This window comes from Seohaeicola nanhaiensis, assembly GCF_042654245.1.
Classification (GTDB): domain Bacteria; phylum Pseudomonadota; class Alphaproteobacteria; order Rhodobacterales; family Rhodobacteraceae; genus Seohaeicola_A; species Seohaeicola_A nanhaiensis.
This window is the reverse complement of sequence record NZ_JBHSGI010000032.1, coordinates 1-18,584: the sequence shown is the minus strand read 5'-3', so window position 1 is coordinate 18,584 and position 18,584 is coordinate 1. Positions and strand designations below refer to the sequence as shown.

Sequence of the window (18,584 nt, the reverse complement as noted above, 5' to 3'; positions counted from 1 at the left end):
TACGCTGACATTCCCCTTTGCCGCGCGGCGGGCCGATTTGCCGGCCAAGACGTGAGCGCGATGCCATGACCTATTCCAACCGCATCCAAATTGCGCAGGCAACCACTGATTGGGCAAAGTCTCTCGCTCAGCGATCTACCCACTTCGTCACGTTGAACCCCCACCGGCCCGCCAGGTTTGACCGCGGTGGTGTCAATACGCGCGGGAGCGACGCACACGCATTGTTGCGTCGCTGGGATGCCTACGTGAACTGTGACCTCATCGGCAAGCGTTGGCAAGAAGCTGGCATGCGGCATCTGCGCTGCGAGTGGGTCGCTTACCCGGAAGGTCACGAACTCAACAGGCATTGGCATCTTCTTTGGCGTCTTTCTGCAGATCTTTACCCAGAGCGTGTGGACAGAGCGATCAATGACCATCTCATTCGGTCCACCACGTACGAAAGACAACTGGAGCACTTGCTGAACTGGCACTGGAAACGTGTCATCCCGTCCGGGACGTGTGTCATCCGCGAAGTATCGTCACCGGACGGATTGGCGTTCTATGCCACGAAAGAACAGATTTTCACGGACAACCAAGCCTCTTTCATTACCTCCAAGGAATTCCATACCTCTTAAGGGCCCCATAAACGTAAGGCAATGACGCCGAGCGCCTCCCTGATTCCAAATAGTTGGCTATCCGAGCAACGCATGGGAAACCCTGTGCGCGTCGTTCTTTCCGCTGGGGCTGCGCCCTGCGGAGTGAGCAGTCAGGCGTTCTTCGCCCAGCTTGCACATGTCAGGAGAACCTGACGTGATGTGTAGTTCTTTGCCTGAAAGAGGACGGCGCAGTGTGATCTTTCAGGCAAATCCAGGGAAGCAACAAAACCTAAATTGAATTAACCTAACCTAACCTAAATACAAAAATGCGGCCGAAGGCCGCTCGAGGCGCGAAGGGAGAGGAGCTGCGCAGCAGCGACCTCGACAAGCGCGCCTCGACGACGACCGAAGACCAGCGCCGCAGGCGCGGGTCAAGGGAGGAGTCCCTGCGAGACGGCGAGCCAGAGGCGAGCCAACGAGCGCATACCCGGAACCGCCTCCTCCATCCTACGGAAAAACGACGCAAAGACCCCAAAAGAGTATCTCTACAAACTGGGGCAGTTTGGCGGTCGGAGCGCCCAGCCGGAGGCTGGGGAGAAGCGGAGACCGACGAACTGCCAAGGCTGTTTGCGGGGAACTTTCGATCTAAGCCAAGTGTTGCTGCTTTTGCCTTGAAAGCTCGTTTTATCTATCGAGCCGACATTCCCTCTCTCAGATTGAGAAGGGGGACATCACCCGAAGCGACGGCTCGCCGAAATTCCATCTCTAGGTATTAACATCCGTGCGACCGGACGCATCTGTAGTGTGATAGTGACGCTCGAGAGTATCCACCAAGTCCCGCATCCGGATACCCATCCCTCTGCTCAGCGCATACAGCGCTGAAAGAGACGGTTGTCGGTGACCGTTTTCCAGGAAGGAAATGAACCGCGCGGATACGTCGGCGCGTTCGGCAAGCTGTTCCTGGGTCAGCCCTGCCTGTTCACGCAGTTCGGCGAGCACGATGGCAAAGGCTGCCACAAGTCGTTCGTTCTGCCGGTTCATGCGTTAGCCATCCCGCATGGGTTGACAGCTCACCACGAACAGTTGTTCTGGTTTGGCGAAAAGATGATTTCTCCCTGCGGAAGAATTGCGAGCAGAACGACATTGTTACACGACCCGCGTCTCCCGGCTGAACTCCGGCAAGACGCATGCCCCCATCAACCGAAACCGCGCTCGCTTTGCCTGACATCATCGGGTCAAGGCAGCCATTGACGACCCCAGGTGCCGCATGAGCTACGCCACAATCACGATCGGGAACCTCCTCGCGGATGTGAACACCCGGTATTTCCTGCCGGCCATCCAGCGACCCTATGTCTGGAATACGGATCAGGTGATCACCCTGATCGACTCGCTGATGAAGGGTTATCCGATCAGTTCATTCATGTTCTGGGCGGTAGACGAAGACCTGAAGCGGGATCTCAAGATCTACACCTTCATCGAGAACTGGAAGCCGGGGATGCAAAACCCCACCGCCTCCACGGACGGCCGAGAGGTCACCTTGGTGCTGGATGGCCAGCAGCGGATCACGTCGTTGCTGATCGCCCTGCGGGGCACCTTCGCGGAGAAGGCCAAATACAAGCATCGTTCCAATGCCGATGCCTGGTCGGAAATGACCCTCTACCTGGATCTGCTTCAGGATCCCGCAGGGAATTACGAGGACGAGGATGCTGACCTGGGCGTGAGCTATGGCCTGCGGTTCCATACGCTTCCGCCACGAAACGACCATCGCCATCACTGGTTCAGGCTGGGCGACATGCTGAACTACCGGACCGAGGCAAAGCTCGACGAGCTGATAGACGCCACCCTGGGCAAGCTGCACCATGGGGTCACGGCCTTTGAACGCGAGCTGGTCACCTCGTCCTTGCGGCGCCTGCACGAGGTGATCTGGACCGACGAGGTCGTCAACTACTACACCGAAACCAGCCGCTCGCTGGATCGCGTGCTGGACATCTTCGTGCGCGCCAACGACGCCGGCACCAAGCTGTCGAAGTCCGACCTCATGATGTCGATGATCACCTCCCGGTGGGTGAACGGATCCGCGCGCGACGCGATGGCCAACTTCGTGGAGCACGTCAATACCGGCCTCGGGCACGAAAACAAGATCTCCAAGGACTTCGTGCTCAAGGCGTGCCTGGTGCTGTGCGACTTCGACGTCAAATACAACGTGTCCAACTTTACAGCCCAATCGATCACCGAGATCGAACGGAACTGGCCGGCCATCAAAGATGCGATCGAGCGCACCTTCCGCTTCCTGAACTGCATTGGGATCACCGCGGAGAACCTCACCTCGTTGAACGCCGTGCTGCCCATCGCCTGGTTCCTGTTTCACACCCCCAACGTCACCTTACACGGCTCTTCCGAGTTCGACCGTCATAACGGCCAGGCGGCCCAGCGGTGGCTCATCAACAGCCTCCTGATGGGTGTCTTTGCCGGGACCTCGGACAGAACCATTTCGGTCGCACGCACTACCCTGAAGGAGACAAGACAAACCAGCAGGAACTTCCCCGAAGCGGACCTTTATCACGCGTTGGCAATCGGCGGGCGGATGACGCGGCTTGATGAGAGAGCCATCCAGGAACTGCTGGAACTGGGATATGGCAAGGCCAAGACCTTCCTGGTCTTGTCGCTGCTATATGACGGATTGGATGGAAATGGCACAGTCTACCATGTCGATCACATCATTCCGAAAGCCAGGGCAGAGCGCCGCGTTCTGATGGGAATGAATTTACCGGAACAGCGGATCCGCGAGATCACCAACAGTGTGAACAGGCTGGGCAATCTGCAGCTGCTGCCCAGCCAGGAGAACCTGGAAAAGAACGATCTGCCGTTTGACTCCTGGATCACCAGCCGGAGCGATGACTATCGAGCCCGACACCTGATAGAGGATGCACCCGACCTGTGGATGCCAACCATGTTGCCCGAGTTTGTCCGCAGCCGGGAGCAGTTGATACGACAAAGGCTGATGGCGCTGTCACAATGACCGCTGTTCCTCAGCGATTTCTCTGAAACTTTCGGCCACTCACGAGCATTGATTGTTGGTAAGGTGCACGATAGCAGAATGTTGAAAATAAGAGAAAATGGAGATTTGAATGACCAAGCCGAACCTTGAAGAGATGAGCCTCGAAGAACTGAAAGACCTCCAGAAGACCGTTTCACGCGCGATCCGCGGATTCGAAGCCCGCAGGCGCAATCAAGCGCTCGCGGCTGCACAAGATGCAGCGAAAACGCATGGGTTTTCGCTGGCGGAACTCATGGGACAATTGAAGAAACCGCGTCCCAAACAACCGCCCAAGTATCGCCATCCGGAGAACTCTGAGCTGACGTGGACAGGCATGGGGCGCCAGCCCAAGTGGTACAAGGAGGCTATCGACGCGGGCGTGTCCGAAGAGAGCCTGCAGATCACCTAGAGCAGGAACACCACTGGTCCCGCAGATTGCACCTGCTGGCAGGAACGGCGAGCAACATCCCTGCCGCGGCAGGGAGCTGCCCCATGAGGTTCCAGGCCTTCACCCGGATCGACAAGGACTGATCGACCCGTCCCAGCATCATCATGAAAGCCGGTTCGTCATGATCTCGGGACATCCGGGAGCTTTCCCAAGTTCGGCGAGCCGCTGTCCTCATGACTGAGCTATGATGATGGAATTGACACCATCATCGCCCTTGAATGCCATAGGGCCCTTCTTACGTCAGGCCAGCAAATTCGAACCGGACTGGTGAGGCCGCATGGCGAGGTCGCCCAAGGCAAAAGCTGCAGACGCTGCGCATAAGCGCCGAATGAAGCGTCTGCGACCAAAGGCGCGCTTCAAAGAGCTTATTAAACCAGATCAATACGTGGTCACCTCCGCTGCGCTCTCTGATCGTCTTCGAATCCTACGGGACTCGCGCGGTGGCATGTCGGCGAAGCTTGCGAATGGTTATCAGATTACGGTCAGGGAAATTGATCCGCGCTATGTCGTGAGGGATACGGTCACGGGATTGCTCACAAGAGAATCTGTTCAGGATATCAAGCGCGTTGTTTCCAGAGCTTTCAAGAAAGTACTCGGGCGCGATGCGGAGTTCATGTTTATCATTGAACAGCAGGACAAGGCGGGAGGTTTGACGGCGCCACACATACACGCGCTAGCCCTTCACCCGTTCATGAGCAATGTAATCCCGAAGCTACGGCCTAAATTTTACAAGATTGCTGGCACAGATGATCCCAAGACAGTTCACTTCCAACTTCTGACCCGAATCGGCAGTCACCCTATGGAGTATTCCCCAGCTGAGACGCACTTCCGCGGAGCTGCCAGCTATGCCGTCAAGAATGACTTTTCGGAGGCCTATCGGTCAAAGGCCTTGATGGTGCACGTGCATGCGTTCTTCGAGCGTTACAAAGAGCGGTTTCGCTAACGCGGCAAGTTCCCCAGAGGCGCCATTGCAGATTGCCTTTCGTGACAGGAAGCGTCACGCAAAAGTCTCGAAATTCCCTATATAAGTATCTGAAAAATATGTATTTATCCGTAATTCGCGTGGAGGGGCTTGGGAGCGCCGGTACTACAATCGTATATATTGCTTGATACACCTGCCCCTCGAGTTCCTTCCATCACAAGGAGGCAGTTTGGCGGTCGGAGCGCCCAGCCGAAGGCTGGGGAGAAGCGGAGACCGACGAACTGCCAGGGCTGTCTTAATGACTGAGAGAAAAATAAGATAGGAACAATCCGATCAACCCAGTCTCAGTCCGACTACTCTACTGGCTGATAACAATCCGGGGGTACCTCGCTCCGGGTCTTAAGCGATAGTTAACCATTTCGGTTCATTCTGCTGACAGGAGGAAACTATGACCAAACCGACCACCCAGATTGACCGGATGACTGTTCATGCCTTGCTCAAGGCTCTTCAGAACGCCGAGAAGCCGAAAACAGCCGGCGAAGGACAAGCTACGGATGGACTTGCCTGCGCCGAAAGGCCAAGCCTCTTACGTAGTCAAGCCAGCTTGATCTGCTTTCCCTTCGAGCCCGCACCTAAAGGTTAGCACTGCTCAGGGTGCTCCACTATCGACCGTTGGTGAGAATTCGACGGGTGGATCCGCCGACATCATTGCGAGGGGCTGATCAGAATCCCGACCAATCGTCGACACCGACAAGGAGGATTTCGGTGTGTCCCCAATGGATCACCGTTCCTTCGTCGGTTTCCACGATGCGTTGGCGTACCGGATCGCCGTTCAGGATGATGTGGTCCTGTCGGTCGTCAAAGCCGATGATCCTGTCTGACCCGTCATTCGTACCGAATACGAAGGTATCCCGGCCGCCGCCGCCGATCAGAGTGTCGTCACCTTTCCCGCCGATCAGGCGGTCGGCCCCGGCCCCACCAAACAGCTTGTCCCGGCCGTTGCCCCCTGACAGAAAGTCGCGCCCGTCATCCCCCCAGAGACGGTCATTGCCGCCCTGGCCAAAGGCTCGGTCGTTGCCGGCGCCAAGCCAGAACTGGTCGGCCCCGCCCTTGAGCCTGAAGACATCGTCCCCGGTGAACTCGTGTGGCGAGCCGTAGATATTGGTATCGCGTTCCAGGTTCTTGTCGGCACCCGAGGCCCCGATAACGGTCACGCCGCCGTCGAGGAACAGCCGCTCGATGAAATCGCGAGCTCCCGCCTGGGCATTGGACTGGTTGGCGGCCACGACCTGCGACCAGGTCAGGGACAGGTCCGCAACTTCGAAAAGAGTATAGGAAGCGTAGAACGGATCGACCGCGGTGACGGTACCGGTGTAGCCACCTCCGGTCGCGGCCGACAGGTTGGTCCCATAGCAGGTGAAGCCGTATCCCGATGAGTCCGTTACGCTGAACGACGACCCGTCCCGCGCGAAGCTCGGGTTCTCCCAGCGGATGAAATTGTAGAAATTGTCGAGGACGGACGTGATGTAGTCCACGTCCTGACTGTAGGTCAAAATCCTGGTCATGGATAACCCTGTTAAATGTGCTGTTCAAATGCCTAGCAGGCACAGGCTACAGGGAGTTGGTTTACGGCACAATGATGCTTGCATCTGCCCGGTGCAGAGACCGGATGGGGCGACCTGTCCCTTTGAAGCAGCGCCGCATCAGAGCACGATGTAGGTCGTCAGCTGCACCATCAGCCGGGACAACATCCAGGGGGATTGCCCTCCGGTCTCCCCATGGGCGGCGCACATGGTCCAACAGGTCTTGGAGCAATGGTCACCAGAAACAGGCGGAAGAGACAACGGAAGGAAGCCGGTATGGGATCGCAACTACAAGGAATGGGTTAGGGCAACCGCGACCTCACATTGCCTCCCTCATTCTCCCTGCCGATCCATGGAGGAGCAGGTCAGTGCCACCTTGGTCCTGGTGGCTGCGCGTCGTCCGAAAGCACGGGGTATTACACATCGCGCGGCGCCTGCCATTCGACCGATCTGAGCCGGCCTCCAGATGTTCCGGTGCAGGCGTGACCTTAGCATGGTAGGGCAGGGGACCCGCCGATTCATGCCGCGCCACCGGAGGGCTCGGACATGATAACAGCCGGCGGGCGCTGCGCGGGAAACCAGAGAGCGAGCGTCATCAGTTGGGTATACGCCCTGAGCTCTCAGAACGCTGCTACAGCGCGTCCGACGTGTCGGATGCTCCCATGTAGCGGGGAACCCCGCTATACGTCTGTAGCGCGAAATCTGAGAGTGTTTACCGGCTCGGGTGAGGCGCGAACCGGGAGACCCTGGTCAGCCGCTCTCTCGATCGGTCTCTCGCTATTGGTCTGGCAGGCGGGACCTCGGACAGCTGGAGACCGGAAAATTCCCATTCGATCCCCTAGCTATCCCCGTGGGTTCTTGGCCTGTTTTCCTACGGGGTTTTACATGGAGTATACTTAAGTTATTGTTCTAGATATTCTTTTTGCGGCCCTTCAGTCTGCGGTCAAACTGGGCCGCGATTGCCCGGGACCGCGCGTTCATCCCGCACGAGGAGGTTCAAGATGTTCAGCCACGTAATGGTTGGTGCAAATGACGTCGAGGTCATGGTGGCCTTTTATGATGCCGTCCTTGGCACCCTCGGATTGGCACGTGACCCCCAGGAAGCCGAAAGCCCAGCCGGTTTTATCTGGCAACGCTGCGGGCATAGATGGCCCCAGTTTGCTTTGAGACGTCCTTTCGACGGCCGAACGGCAACTGCGGGCAACGGCGTACAAATCAGTTTTGCAGCGCCATCGCGACAGCACGTCGTGGCGGCCTGGCAAGCAGCGATTGACAACGGGGGATCAGATGAAGGCAGACCCGACGTCCGCCCGCAATACAATGATGACTTTTTCGCTGCCTATTGTCGCGACCCCGAGGGCAATAAGCTGTGCTTCGTTCACGCCCGGGATCTGCCATAGCCTCTTGCGCGCGGTACCCTTCTGATCAGGTCGATACCGCGACCAGCTGTGGTGCCGAGGTGCGACGGGTCTGTGATAGATCCGCCAGTCGATCAGGTCACTGCTCAGGGGAAAGCCATCCGATGTGGGAAGAGTTGCCCGGAGCTCCTGGCGGCCTCCATGGCATCGAAGGATGGGGCGCATCAACAGACACCGGGCACTGTGCGACTAGCGAGAGAGCATGCGTCATGTGCTGGATACACGCTGAGGCCTCTCAGAACGCTGCTACAGCGCGGTGGATGTGTCAGGTGCTTCTAGACAGCGCAGGGCTTGAACCGCGTCTGTAGCGCGAAATCTGAGAGTGTAGAGCTGCACCCTGGTCGATGACGAACAGATTGAAAGCCGCGGGCGTGAGCACGTCCGACGGCGACATACCACGCGGACGGCAATCTGGCGGGGCCTGTAATCCGAAAATCCGAACCGGAGCTTACAAGTGGTGGTCTGCCCGACAACATTCCGCACTGCACACCATCCTCTGTGTGCGACGGGTCCGCCAAGGTTCCTTTCGGGCATGTCTGTTTCATCCCGAAGGCTCCGATCTTGCAGAACGACTCCGGGAGGGGGTGGCCTCGGGCCTGCTTTCGGACCACGATAATGGAATGGAGCTGATTCGTGCTCGGAGCCGGTGGACTCGACTTTGGAGGTGATTCGGAGGAGGGGCGCCGCGCGGGTGTCAAGCCCTCAAACGTTGATTTTCAGGTTTGATTTTCAAAGTATGTACGTACAAAAAAGTACGTACTCAACGTCTTACTCCATAGTCGTAAGACTATACTTTAAGTACAAAATTGTAAATAGAAAAGTATTGAAAATCAAACCTGAAAATCAACGTTTGGTAGATTGACATTGAAGGCATCGTCTTATAAGGGCCGCGCCGGAACTCAAGTCGGTTGAGACGGATGGAGTCTGGTCTTCAAACTCCTCCGGAGGGGATCCACCAATATCGAAGGATGGGGTTGTAGGCCTCGGCGTGTGGATGGAGCTTTCCCATCGGAGTCAGGTCGTAAGTAGCACTGCTCCGGATTGAGGCCTGCGCCGTCGGTTCTGATCCCAAGCCGACACCATGACCCGCGAATCTCTCAGAATTGGCCCAGGAGAACCAACTGTCCGCGGGGCTGCCCTTCGAGTGCGGCGAGACCCATTGTGCCCGCCAGCGGCGAATTCTGGGCGCCGGAGAGGTATGGGAGTGGGGCATCATGTTTGCGGTATGCTCCACAGGTCGGAGAGGATGTTAAGCCTCCGGCAGGCCGATATAAGCTCAACTTGGAGATCGGAAGCCCGTCCGTCGTGGATGGCGGTATCGGAAGGCTGGCACGTGATGCGTGCCTCGAACTCTGTCGGCGCCAGAGGGCGAGCCATCCCGCAGCAGCGTCCGATCGACCAACCGGCAGCGGGTATCGCTGTTTGGCGCCTTTGGGATGTGAATTGGTTGTGAGATCGGGTCCACCGTGATTCCACAGGCACCTCGTTCTGGTGAGTCGTAGCGTCGGGCATGCCCTCTGATGGGATTGGCTGATCCCGGTGGCGGGATTTGGCGGCCCAAGGCTGACGCTCAGTCTTACCCCCCGGCTGTCTGCCCCGGGCACCTCCAGCGCCTCAGACCTCGATCTGCGGCGCCAGGTCCAGCAAGGCGTCCAAGGCCCGCAGGAAGGCCCTGTAAGCATCGCTGTTCCCACGCAGGCTGAACATCCGGAACATGGTGAGCACCCCAACCTCGGCCTCCGATCTCGGCAGGCCCAAGATTGAGTGCAGGATTTCCATCAGGCCGGGGTGGTATTCCTCGATGGCGACGATGATCAGGTTGCGCTCCTCGATGTCGAGCGTGCGTGCGATCGCCGGCAGGTCGAGCAGCTGGATCATGAGCATGCCGGTGCGCATGTCTTCGAGGGCGCTCAGGGTCTTGATCCCGATGCGATCGGCGATCTCTCGCAGCGGCAGCTTTGACGCCCTGATGCCGGCGTCCAGCGTCATGGCCGTGACACTGAAGCGGCGATGCTTCTCGATATCCGGAAACACCGTAGGGTATTGGGGACGCTCACGGGCAGCTTCGGGGTCGCGCCACGCGGGAAGCGAGGCGTATTCCGCGAGTAGACGTCCCATAAAGGTTGCCGCATCGAGTCCGAGTACCCGACAGACGTCAGGGATCAGACCGAGGGGCACGCGGACCAGGCCCTGGCGCATCATGGTCACCATGTGGCTATAGGCGAGGCCCAGTTGGCGGGCAATCTCCTCGTCCCGCAATCCGGAGGCCTTGACGGCCTCGGCAAGCATTTCGGCGGTGGTGGGTTCTGGCATGGGTCGTCTCCTGAGATCTCGTGTTGCGATGCTCAGTGATATGCAGGGCGAGATGATCCTCCTCGGTCATGGAGGCGTTCAGCGCTTGGGTCTTGAGGATCAGCGATAGTCTCGCCGAGGCGGATGGGGTCGACCGGCAACCAGTGACATGTGCGAGCCGATCAGGCGCGCCTCTGGGCCCGAAGCTGCTTGCAATGAGACAGGGGAGCGAAGAAGTTCTGCCTGGCAAGGATGGTTTCAATGCTGCCTGGTCTAAAGGGGGGACGTTGCATGCCGTGGAGTCAATTCGACAAGCAACAATTGGCGACGAGTGAGACGTATCGCGCCATAATCGAGGGCGTTCCTGCCATGCTCTGGTTGGGCGACGCAGAGGGCAGGTGCCTGTTCCTGAACCGTGCTCAGAGAGAATTCTGGGGTGTATCGAACGAGGCGATTTCGCAGTTCGATTGGTCGATGACTGTGCATCCCGATGATGCGGAGCAATTGCAACGGGCCTTTGTTACTGCCATGTCCAAGCACGAGAGTTTTGAAATCGAAGCCAGATACAAACGTTCGGACGGCGTCTACCGCGTGCTGCATACAAGTGCCCGTCCGCGCTTCTCGGAATCAGGTCACTTTCTCGGCATGAGTGGCGTCAACACTGACGTCACCGAACAACGCGCGTCAGAAGAGCGGGTCGAGGTTCTCACGAATGAACTTTCCCATCGCATGAAGAACCTGTTTGCCGTGATCGGCGCCCTGATGTCGATCACACGCCGGGAAAACCCGGAGGCAGCACCAGCATTCGATGAGTTGACAGGGCGTTTGCACGCGGTGTCCAGCTCTTATCAGGAGACCTTGGAACTGGCCGGGCTACCAAGTTCAAAACCCCTGAACGAATTGGTTGAAAGGGTCCTGGCTCCCTACCAACAGGGTAACCGCATCAGCATCAAAGGAGTCGACATCAGACTGTCGGCACGAGGAACGAGTGGACTTGCCCTTATCCTGAACGAGCTGGCGACCAATTCCGCGAAATACGGCAGTCTGTCAGACACCGGACGGTTGGAGATTTCCGCGGAACTGGAAGATGGAGATCTCAAGGTGATCTGGCGCGAATTTGGTTCGCCGAAAGACGAGGCCAATCCCGGTGGAGCTGGCTTTGGAAGCCAGCTCCTTGACTTTACCGCTCAGGACATCGGGGCAAGACTGACACGGGACTGGGTCGACGGAGCACTTCGTATTTGCATTACGATACCCCACGCCGCGCTCGAGCCTGACGTGCATGGGCTGGAATATTGCTGAGCTGTTCAGTCACCTCGTCCGACTCAGCTTCTCAGAAGACCAGGCGTCCATTGTCGGACGGTCCAGTTAGGTGATTATGCGAACCGACTGGAGGGGGCCAAAAAAGACATGAACAACCCCGGTGCAGTTGGGGGCTGCAGCCGGGGCACTCAGAAACAGGTCAAACAGGCGGTATGTCTGACGCTAGTCTGAAAACCCTGATTTGTCATCCTACAGTTTCGATGTTGCCATCGAGGATGGCCGTAGCCTTGCACGGTGTTCTCTCCAACTGAAACCCTCCCCAACGCGGATCGCGTCGGGCTGCATATCACTGAACATCGCAACACGAGATGTCAGGAGACACTGTATGCCCGAACCGACCATCGCCGAAACCCTCGCTACCGCCATTGAGACTTCCGGACTGAGCGACAAGGACGTCGCTCTACGAACGGGGTTCATCCACGGCAACCTGATCACCATGTTGCGCCAGGGCCTGACGCGGGTGCCCTCCGACAAGATACCCGCCCTCTGCCAGCTTCTGGATCTCGACGAGGAGGAGTTCGTGGCTCATGTCCGGCGGGAATATACGTCGCATTTGGTCAAGCGTGATGCCGAAGATGACCGCGAGTTGGGCGGGGACTGATCCAAGAGAGCGCCATTCCATTCCGGCTCCTGGCCAGACCGGGCGAACGGAAATCTAACTCTGGCGTGACTCAATCGCTACAACGTCCGATCGCACCAAGTTCGGGAGGGAAGCCAATCTGCAATACGGCGCCCTTCCCGATCCACCAACTTCCATGTGGCCCTTGGACTGTTCCGCGATGTGTTGACCACCTTCGGTATCGCTTCGGTGATATCGACGCCGGGGCAGAGGGCGCGGATCTCACCGCCATCACCCGGAACCTGCTGCTGTGATGCACACGGAGGGGTGCCTGCTGGTGGTGATAGTTCGTTTTGACCTTGGCGTAGAGTTCGAAGGAAACCCTTCGCAGCCTGATCCATCCCGGTTTCGGGATGGATCAGCCGAGGTGCGTAGCGATGATCTTGGGGGTGGCAGACCGTATTGCTTCACGAACCAACGTCGAACTTCCACCGCTTCTCCCAGCGGGCGGTCGTCGAATGCGTCCTCGGTCTAAGGGGATCGACTGCACCGCGCGCCGCGCTCACTCGGGGCGAAGGGGTGCATCACAAGGGTAACGGAATCCGCCACAGGGAAAGGCGAGACTTTCGCCTAGATCGGGAGACGAAGTCCTAGATGGTAGGCAGTCTCTAATAGGCCCATCCCGCCAGGAAAACCCACCGACAACCTCGATCCTTGGAGTTAGGCCGGCAAGCTTAATTTAACATAATAACCATTATCGGCGTTATCTCGCCCTATGCGGCTGGCCCCTTTCCGGCCCTCCGCCCCTCTCAGTCTTGATAGCCGTCCGGATGCGCCCGGTGCCAGGCCCAGGCGGTGGCGATGGTCTCCTCGATGTCCTCGTAGAGCGGCGTCCAGCCCAGCTGCGTCTTCAGCTTCACCGGATCCGCCACCAGCCGCGGCGGATCGCCCGCCCGGCGGGCAACGATCTCGCGCGGGATCTCGCGGCCCGTGACCCTCTCGCAGGCCTCGAGGATCTGCATCACCGACTGGCCGTACCCGGTGCCGATGTTGAAGACCTCCGCCGTGGTCTCGCCGGTGGCCTCGATGGCCAGCAGATGCGCCGAGGCGAGATCCCGCGTATGCACGTAGTCGCGGATGCAGGTGCCGTCGGGGGTCGGATAGTCGGTGCCGAAGACCGCAATATGTGACCGCTGCCCCAGGGCCACCTGCAGCACCAGCGGGATCAGATGGCTCTCGGGGTGGTGATCCTCGCCATGGCGGCCGTCGGCATCGCCGCCGGCGGCGTTGAAATAGCGCAGCAGGGTAAAGCCCATCCCATAGGCCTGGGCAAAGTCGCGGATCATCCATTCCACCGCCAGCTTGGTGCGGGCATAGGGCGAGAAGGGCGCCAGCGGCGTCGCCTCGGTCATCGCCTCGGACTCGGCCATGCCATAGGTCGCGCAGGTCGAGGAGAACAGCAGCCGCCCGACATCCGCCGCCCGCATCGCGTTCAGCAGCGACAGGGTGCCGCCGACGTTGTTGCGATAGTAGAGCTCCGGCTTCTCGGCCGATTCCCCGACATAGGTCGAGGCGGCGAAATGCATGACGGCATCGGCGCGGAAGTCCTTCAGGGTGCGGCTCAGCAACGCGGTATCGGCGATATCGCCCACCGTCAGGGGATGCCCGTCGACCGCCGCGCGATGCCCCATGCTCAGGTCGTCATAGGCCATCACCTCATGCCCGAGTTCCGCAACATGGCGCAGACAGGCGCTGCCGACATATCCGGCGCCGCCGGTGATCAGGATTCTCATGCGTGTTCCTCGTGGGGACGGAGCGTCGCGATGACCGCGCCGCCCTGCGTTGCGATGTGGCGGACCAGCCTGCGGGATCTGCCCTGACCGCCGGCCAAAACCCTAGTTCTGCGGGACTGGGGATGCAATACGGCCGCCCTGCGCGCGGAGGGGCGCATACCGCTCACCGGTCCGCCTCTTCAAGCCGGTATTCCACGAACCGGGTGGGCTCGTCCGGATCGCTGTTGCTGTCCGAGACCAGTGTCAGGCGCAGCCCTGTCCCGTCGAGCCAGACCGCGATCCCTTCAAGATTGTCGTATTCGCCGCGACCTCCGGTCCAGAGCAGCTCGTCACGCGTCGGGGCGCCTGCGGGGGTCAGGGTCAGCCGGCGGATCCGGTTCTGCCACCAGAGCCCTAGCACCAGCTTACGCTCCAGCAGGTAAAGCCGGCCATCGGATGCAAAATCCGCACCGACCACGGCAAAACCGGACTGCTGCGGGACATAGCCGGCAATGGTCCAGGCCCCCGCCTCCAGCCGGTAGAGCGGAAAGCCGCCCGGCAGGGGCTGTTCGGGAAAGGCGTAGAGCGTGCCGTCGGGGTGCAGCGCTACCGCCTCGAGCTGGCGGTTGGGCGCGAAGAGACGAAAGCTCGGGTGGTCCCGGATCCAGGTGGCGGCGCTCTCCGGCGCGGCATAGCGGGCGACCCGGGTCCATTGCTCGAAGGCGATCCAGAGCGTGCCGTCCGGCGCCATCGCCAGCCCCTCGGCATCGGACCAGTCGTGCAGGCGCCGCGCCGCGACCGGCAGACCGTCCTGGCCCAGGATCGGCAGGAACCGGTCGAGCCGGAGGCCGGAAATGCGCGCGTCTTCGCGCAGGAAGCGGCCGGTCAGGATCCAGCCCCGGTCCGAGATGGCGACAAACCGGCTGCCGTCATCCGAGACCTCGAGGCCGGACAGCCCCACAACCGAGTCGGTCTCCCAGGTATAACTGCCGACCAGGGTCAGCGGTCCGGCCTCGGCGCCGCCCGCCAGCCCCTGCAAAACCGCAAGGGCCAGGGCCAGCCTCCCCGCCCGGGATCGTCCCGATGTCTGCACCGCCCGCTCAGCTGCCCGGAATGAAACGGGGCAGCTCGGGGATCAGATCCCGGACCATGGCATCCAGACGCTTGGCCGCAGCGGCATCCGGTTCGCCAGGGCCGATCAGGGTCGTCAGGCGGACGATCGCCCCATCCTTGCGGCCCGTGGCGATGCCGTCATACATCAGCAGCATCTTGGCGCCAAAGTCCCAGGCCACCTTCCGGCCCTTCTGTTCGAACCAGTAATAGACCATCATCCGGGTCTCGCCCTTCTGGATGATCGCCTTGTTGATGTTGAACGGCTGCGCGAGCCCCATGTCGCCCGCGATGTTGACGCGCTCGAGCCAGGCGATCTCCCAGCCCCCGCCCGGCAGGCAGACTTCGGGCGAATGGATGCCCCCCGCGCTCTGATCGGCATACCAAGCCGAGAAGACGCTGACCGTCTGTGCATCCTCTGGCCGGGCAAAGCGGACCGAGCGGTAGTCGTCGGCCTGCAGCGCCTTTTCGACATCCGGACTCAGGGTTTCGGGCGCGCCGATCTGCTGCCAGTCGGCAATCTGGCGGGGGAAGGAGGCAAAGCTCTCGCGGTCGATCCGGATGGCATCCCAGTCCGGCAGGGCAAACCAGCCGAGCGCGAGCGCGCTGGTGATCAGCGCGCTGGTGATCAGCGCCGGCGAGGGCCAGACATAGCGCAGGCGCAGGGCCTGGACCATCAGCCCGTCGGTCTCCAGATCCAGCGCCTCGACCAGCGACATCTTCTGCGGGTGCAGGAACAGCATGAGCCGGGCCAGCCCGAAGAGGATGATGACGCAGATCAGGAAGATCACCCAGCCCTCGAAGAAATGGCTGAATCCGGCAAGCCATTCGGTTCCGAACTCCTGGGCCAGCACCCCGCCCACCGCGATGCGCACCGAGTTCATCAGCACGGTGATCGGCGCGGCCGAGATCAGCAGTACCGCCTTGTGCCAGACCGGACCTTTGTAGAGCACGGCGAAGATGTAGCTGAAGGAGAGGATCGGGAAGAGATAGCGCAGCCCCGAGCAGGCCTCGGCCACATGCAGCTTCATGACCCCGAGGTCGATGATATTGCCTTCCAGGAAGACCGGCACGTCCATCAGCCGCAGGAACCAGACGCCGAGTTCGGAGGAGATGAACTGCAGGTAGGTCGACAGCTTGTAATAGAAGACATCGGGCAGCGGCAGCATGTAGACCAGATGCAGCACCGGCGGCCAGAAATGCTTGCCGGTGTTCCAGCCGAAACTGATCAGCAGGATCGACCCGACCCAGAGGATGGTGGCATAGGCCACCACGTCGGAAATCCCCGCCAGCTTGCCCAGGGCGCCGCAGAACAGGGCGAAGATCAGGAGCGCGACACCGGGCCAGCGGTCGTTCTTGGGGCCGGGTTCCACCGGCACCTCGCGCAGCTGGCGCAGGAACAGCAGCAGCGACAGGATCGGGATCAGAGGTCCGTGGCTGTATTCCGGCTTCTGCCAGGCCCGCGCCAGGGCGTCGAGCCCGTCGAGGAAGAACAGCCCCGCCGCGAGGGCGGCGATCACGAGCCAGAAAGGCCCCCAGTTGGACGTCAGACTGGAGGTGGAAGTATCTTGAGCAACAGACATACGACAGCCACTTGGTGAAAACCTGCACCCCGCGATCCCGGGCGACCGGCGGCACACTGCCTCCTTCTAGACAGGTCCTCCAATTTTTTCAAGTAAAGCGGGGGTGATTGGCGTATATTGTTTACCCAGCCACGGCATTTCCGCACCACCCCTCCGGTTGGTCGCAGAGTGGAAACAGTTGCTCCCGACCCTCCGCAACGAGGATCGCAATTGCCGCAGGGATATTGTAATCCCGGGCAAGATGGTCTCCGTTCCGGCAGACGTCCGTTCGGCAGAGAAGACAGCAGGGCACGCTCATGGAGACCTCTTCCCGTCCCAAGGTTCTCGTCATCGCCGAGGCCGCCAATCCCGAATGGGTCAGCGTGCCGCTGGTCGGCTGGTCGCTGGCCACGGCGCTGCGGCAGGTGGCGGAGGTCCATATCGTCACCCAGATCCGCAACCGGGACGCCTTCCTGCGGGCCGGGCTGACCGAGGGGCTGGATTTCACCGCCATCGATTCCGAGGCGATCGCCGGCCCGATGTCCCGCCTGGCGGGCCTGCTGCGCATGGGAACGGGCAAGGGCTGGACCATGACGACGGCGATCACCGCCCTGTCCTACCCCTATTTCGAACACCTGCTCTGGAAGACCTTCGGCCCCCGTCTGCGCGCGGGCGAATTCGACCTGGTGCACCGGGTCACGCCGCTCAGCCCGACAGTCCAGTCGCCCGTCGCCGCCCGCTGCCGCGCCGCCGGCGTGCCCTTCGTCCTCGGGCCGCTGAACGGCGGCGTGCCCTGGCCGGCGGGGTTCGATGCCGAACGCCGGCGCGAACGCGAATGGCTGTCCTACGTGCGCGGCGCCTACAAGCTCCTGCCCGGACGCGGCAGCACCCTGGCCGCCGCCTCGGCGATCCTCTGCGGCTCGCGCCACACGCAGGGCGAGATCCCGGCCCGTCATCAGGCCAAGACGGTCTGGCTGCCCGAAAACGCCATCGACCCGGCGCGCTTCAACCAGGTGGCGGCGCAGGATCTCTCCCTGCCGCTCCGGGGCTGCTTCATCGGCCGGCTGGTCCCCTACAAGGGGCCGGACATGCTGATCGAGGCGGCGGCGCCGCTGCTGCGGGAGGGCCGGCTGATCCTCGACATCATCGGCGACGGTCCGATGCGCGGCGCGCTCGAGGCCCAGGCCGCCGCCCTGAGCACCCCGGGCACCGTCACCTTCCACGGCAACCTGCCCCATGCCCGGGTGCAGGACGTGGCGGTGCGCGCCAACCTCCTGACCTTTCCCTCGATCCGCGAGTTCGGCGGGGGCGTGGTGCTGGAGGCGATGGCGCTTGGCGTGGTGCCGTTGGTGGTCGATTACGCCGGTCCGGGCGAGCTGGTCACCGACACGGTGGGCCTCAAGATCCCGGTCGGTACCCGCGCCGAAATCGTCGCCCGCCTGCAGGCCCGGCTTGCCGCCCTAGTCGCGGATCCCTCCGCCCTGCCCGGCCTGGCGGCCGCCGCGCGGCAGCAGGCACTCCGCGACTTCACCTGGCCGGCGAAGGCGCGGCAGGTGGCCAAGGTCTATGACTGGGTGCGCGGCGCCGCCGGCGGGGCCGCACCCGAGCCACTACCGGTATTCTGATCTCCTTCACCGCCCAACTTTACCCTACCCTACGAAGACGTTGGCGGAGCTCTCGTCCTATTTAATGATCTCCGCATACTCTACGAGGAACTCCACTAGAGTCTCCCGGCGGCAGGTTTAATGAGAGCCCGCCGACCAGGTTCTTCAATCATGTGGTACAGAATGGCGGCGGCCCCGATCGCCGCCAGCAGTATCACCGGTAGGACCCACAGCGGCATCAGGTCAGTGCCCAATACCCTTTCGGCTATAGTGAAGCCGGCTTTCTCGACGAGGGCATGCACCATATAGAGGGGCTCTGTTGCACAAACCGGCTGAACGCCGAGCTTCCCCTTTCCCCGGGCGGACTTATCCCACAGCT

17 protein-coding genes are annotated in these 18,584 nt (G+C 60.8%); 9 read left to right on the top strand and 8 right to left on the bottom strand.

Annotated features, from left to right (window positions below; translation table 11 throughout):
* Positions 1-65: 65 nt before the first annotated feature.
* The gene (locus tag ACFO5X_RS20920) at positions 66-614 is read left to right on the top strand and encodes a hypothetical protein (protein ID WP_380720861.1); all 549 of its coding nucleotides are present in this window, start codon (positions 66-68) and stop codon (positions 612-614) included.
* Between the two features lie 726 nt (positions 615-1,340).
* Here ACFO5X_RS20920 and ACFO5X_RS20915 read toward each other — a convergent pair.
* A complete protein-coding gene (locus tag ACFO5X_RS20915; protein ID WP_380720858.1) occupies positions 1,341-1,616 on the bottom strand; it encodes a helix-turn-helix domain-containing protein in 276 nt (91 codons plus the stop codon).
* A 226-nt stretch (positions 1,617-1,842) separates the two neighbouring features.
* Between ACFO5X_RS20915 and ACFO5X_RS20910 the strand changes: the two genes are divergently transcribed.
* Together ACFO5X_RS20910 and ACFO5X_RS20905 are read left to right on the top strand one after the other, a co-directional pair.
* A complete protein-coding gene (locus ACFO5X_RS20910; RefSeq protein ID WP_380720855.1) occupies positions 1,843-3,594 on the top strand; it encodes a DUF262 domain-containing protein in 1,752 nt (583 codons plus the stop codon).
* Positions 3,595-3,703: 109 nt separating this feature from the next.
* Positions 3,704-4,021 carry an H-NS histone family protein gene (locus ACFO5X_RS20905; protein WP_380720853.1) on the top strand — a complete coding sequence of 106 codons (318 nt, stop codon included), beginning with the start codon at positions 3,704-3,706 and terminating at the stop codon, positions 4,019-4,021.
* A gap of 279 nt (positions 4,022-4,300) precedes the next feature.
* Here ACFO5X_RS20905 and ACFO5X_RS20900 read toward each other — a convergent pair whose 3' ends face one another.
* On the bottom strand, positions 4,301-4,420 hold the full coding sequence (locus ACFO5X_RS20900; RefSeq protein WP_380720850.1) for a twin-arginine translocation signal domain-containing protein: 120 nt from the start codon (positions 4,418-4,420) through the stop codon (positions 4,301-4,303).
* An 85-nt stretch (positions 4,421-4,505) separates the two neighbouring features.
* Between ACFO5X_RS20900 and ACFO5X_RS20895 the strand changes: the two genes are divergently transcribed.
* Positions 4,506-5,003 (top strand): hypothetical protein, encoded by a 498-nt coding sequence (locus tag ACFO5X_RS20895; protein ID WP_380720847.1) that lies wholly within the window; start codon positions 4,506-4,508, stop codon positions 5,001-5,003.
* Positions 5,004-5,430: 427 nt separating this feature from the next.
* Entirely contained in the window at positions 5,431-5,625 is a 195-nt protein-coding gene (locus ACFO5X_RS20890) for a hypothetical protein (protein WP_380720844.1), read from the top strand.
* Between the two features lie 79 nt (positions 5,626-5,704).
* Here ACFO5X_RS20890 and ACFO5X_RS20885 read toward each other — a convergent pair whose 3' ends face one another.
* On the bottom strand, positions 5,705-6,547 hold the full coding sequence (locus ACFO5X_RS20885) for a calcium-binding protein (protein ID WP_380720837.1): 843 nt from the start codon (positions 6,545-6,547) through the stop codon (positions 5,705-5,707).
* A 1,019-nt stretch (positions 6,548-7,566) separates the two neighbouring features.
* Here ACFO5X_RS20885 and ACFO5X_RS20880 point away from each other — a divergent pair.
* Complete coding sequence (locus tag ACFO5X_RS20880) at positions 7,567-7,965, top strand: VOC family protein (RefSeq protein ID WP_380720832.1); 399 nt, start codon at positions 7,567-7,569, stop codon at positions 7,963-7,965.
* A gap of 1,632 nt (positions 7,966-9,597) precedes the next feature.
* On the opposite strand, the gene ACFO5X_RS20875 is transcribed toward ACFO5X_RS20880, so the two are convergent.
* The gene (locus ACFO5X_RS20875; protein WP_380720829.1) at positions 9,598-10,296 is read right to left on the bottom strand and encodes a hypothetical protein; all 699 of its coding nucleotides are present in this window, start codon (positions 10,294-10,296) and stop codon (positions 9,598-9,600) included.
* A 270-nt stretch (positions 10,297-10,566) separates the two neighbouring features.
* Between ACFO5X_RS20875 and ACFO5X_RS20870 the strand changes: the two genes are divergently transcribed.
* Both ACFO5X_RS20870 and ACFO5X_RS20865 read left to right on the top strand, forming a co-directional pair.
* Positions 10,567-11,577: a sensor histidine kinase gene (locus ACFO5X_RS20870; RefSeq protein WP_380720826.1), complete on the top strand. Its 1,011-nt coding sequence runs from the start codon at positions 10,567-10,569 to the stop codon at positions 11,575-11,577.
* Between the two features lie 346 nt (positions 11,578-11,923).
* Positions 11,924-12,199, top strand: a complete 276-nt coding sequence (locus ACFO5X_RS20865; protein WP_380720823.1) for a hypothetical protein — start codon at positions 11,924-11,926, stop codon at positions 12,197-12,199.
* A gap of 767 nt (positions 12,200-12,966) precedes the next feature.
* Here ACFO5X_RS20865 and galE read toward each other — a convergent pair.
* The 3 genes from galE to xrtD all read right to left on the bottom strand — a co-directional run bounded on the left by galE (position 12,967) and on the right by xrtD (position 16,622).
* On the bottom strand, positions 12,967-13,950 hold the full coding sequence (galE, locus tag ACFO5X_RS20860; protein WP_380720820.1) for a UDP-glucose 4-epimerase GalE: 984 nt from the start codon (positions 13,948-13,950) through the stop codon (positions 12,967-12,969).
* A 163-nt stretch (positions 13,951-14,113) separates the two neighbouring features.
* A complete protein-coding gene (locus tag ACFO5X_RS20855; protein WP_380720817.1) occupies positions 14,114-15,022 on the bottom strand; it encodes an esterase-like activity of phytase family protein in 909 nt (302 codons plus the stop codon).
* Between the two features lie 7 nt (positions 15,023-15,029).
* Positions 15,030-16,622: a VPLPA-CTERM-specific exosortase XrtD gene (xrtD, locus tag ACFO5X_RS20850; RefSeq protein WP_380720814.1), complete on the bottom strand. Its 1,593-nt coding sequence runs from the start codon at positions 16,620-16,622 to the stop codon at positions 15,030-15,032.
* A gap of 296 nt (positions 16,623-16,918) precedes the next feature.
* Here xrtD and ACFO5X_RS20845 point away from each other — a divergent pair, with 296 nt between their 5' ends.
* Entirely contained in the window at positions 16,919-18,226 is a 1,308-nt protein-coding gene (locus ACFO5X_RS20845) for a glycosyltransferase family 4 protein (protein WP_380720811.1), read from the top strand.
* 95 nt (positions 18,227-18,321) lie between these two features.
* Here the strand turns inward: ACFO5X_RS20845 and ACFO5X_RS20840 are convergent.
* The coding region (locus ACFO5X_RS20840; RefSeq protein WP_380720807.1) for a hypothetical protein at positions 18,322-18,584 on the bottom strand (263 nt) is incomplete at its 5' end.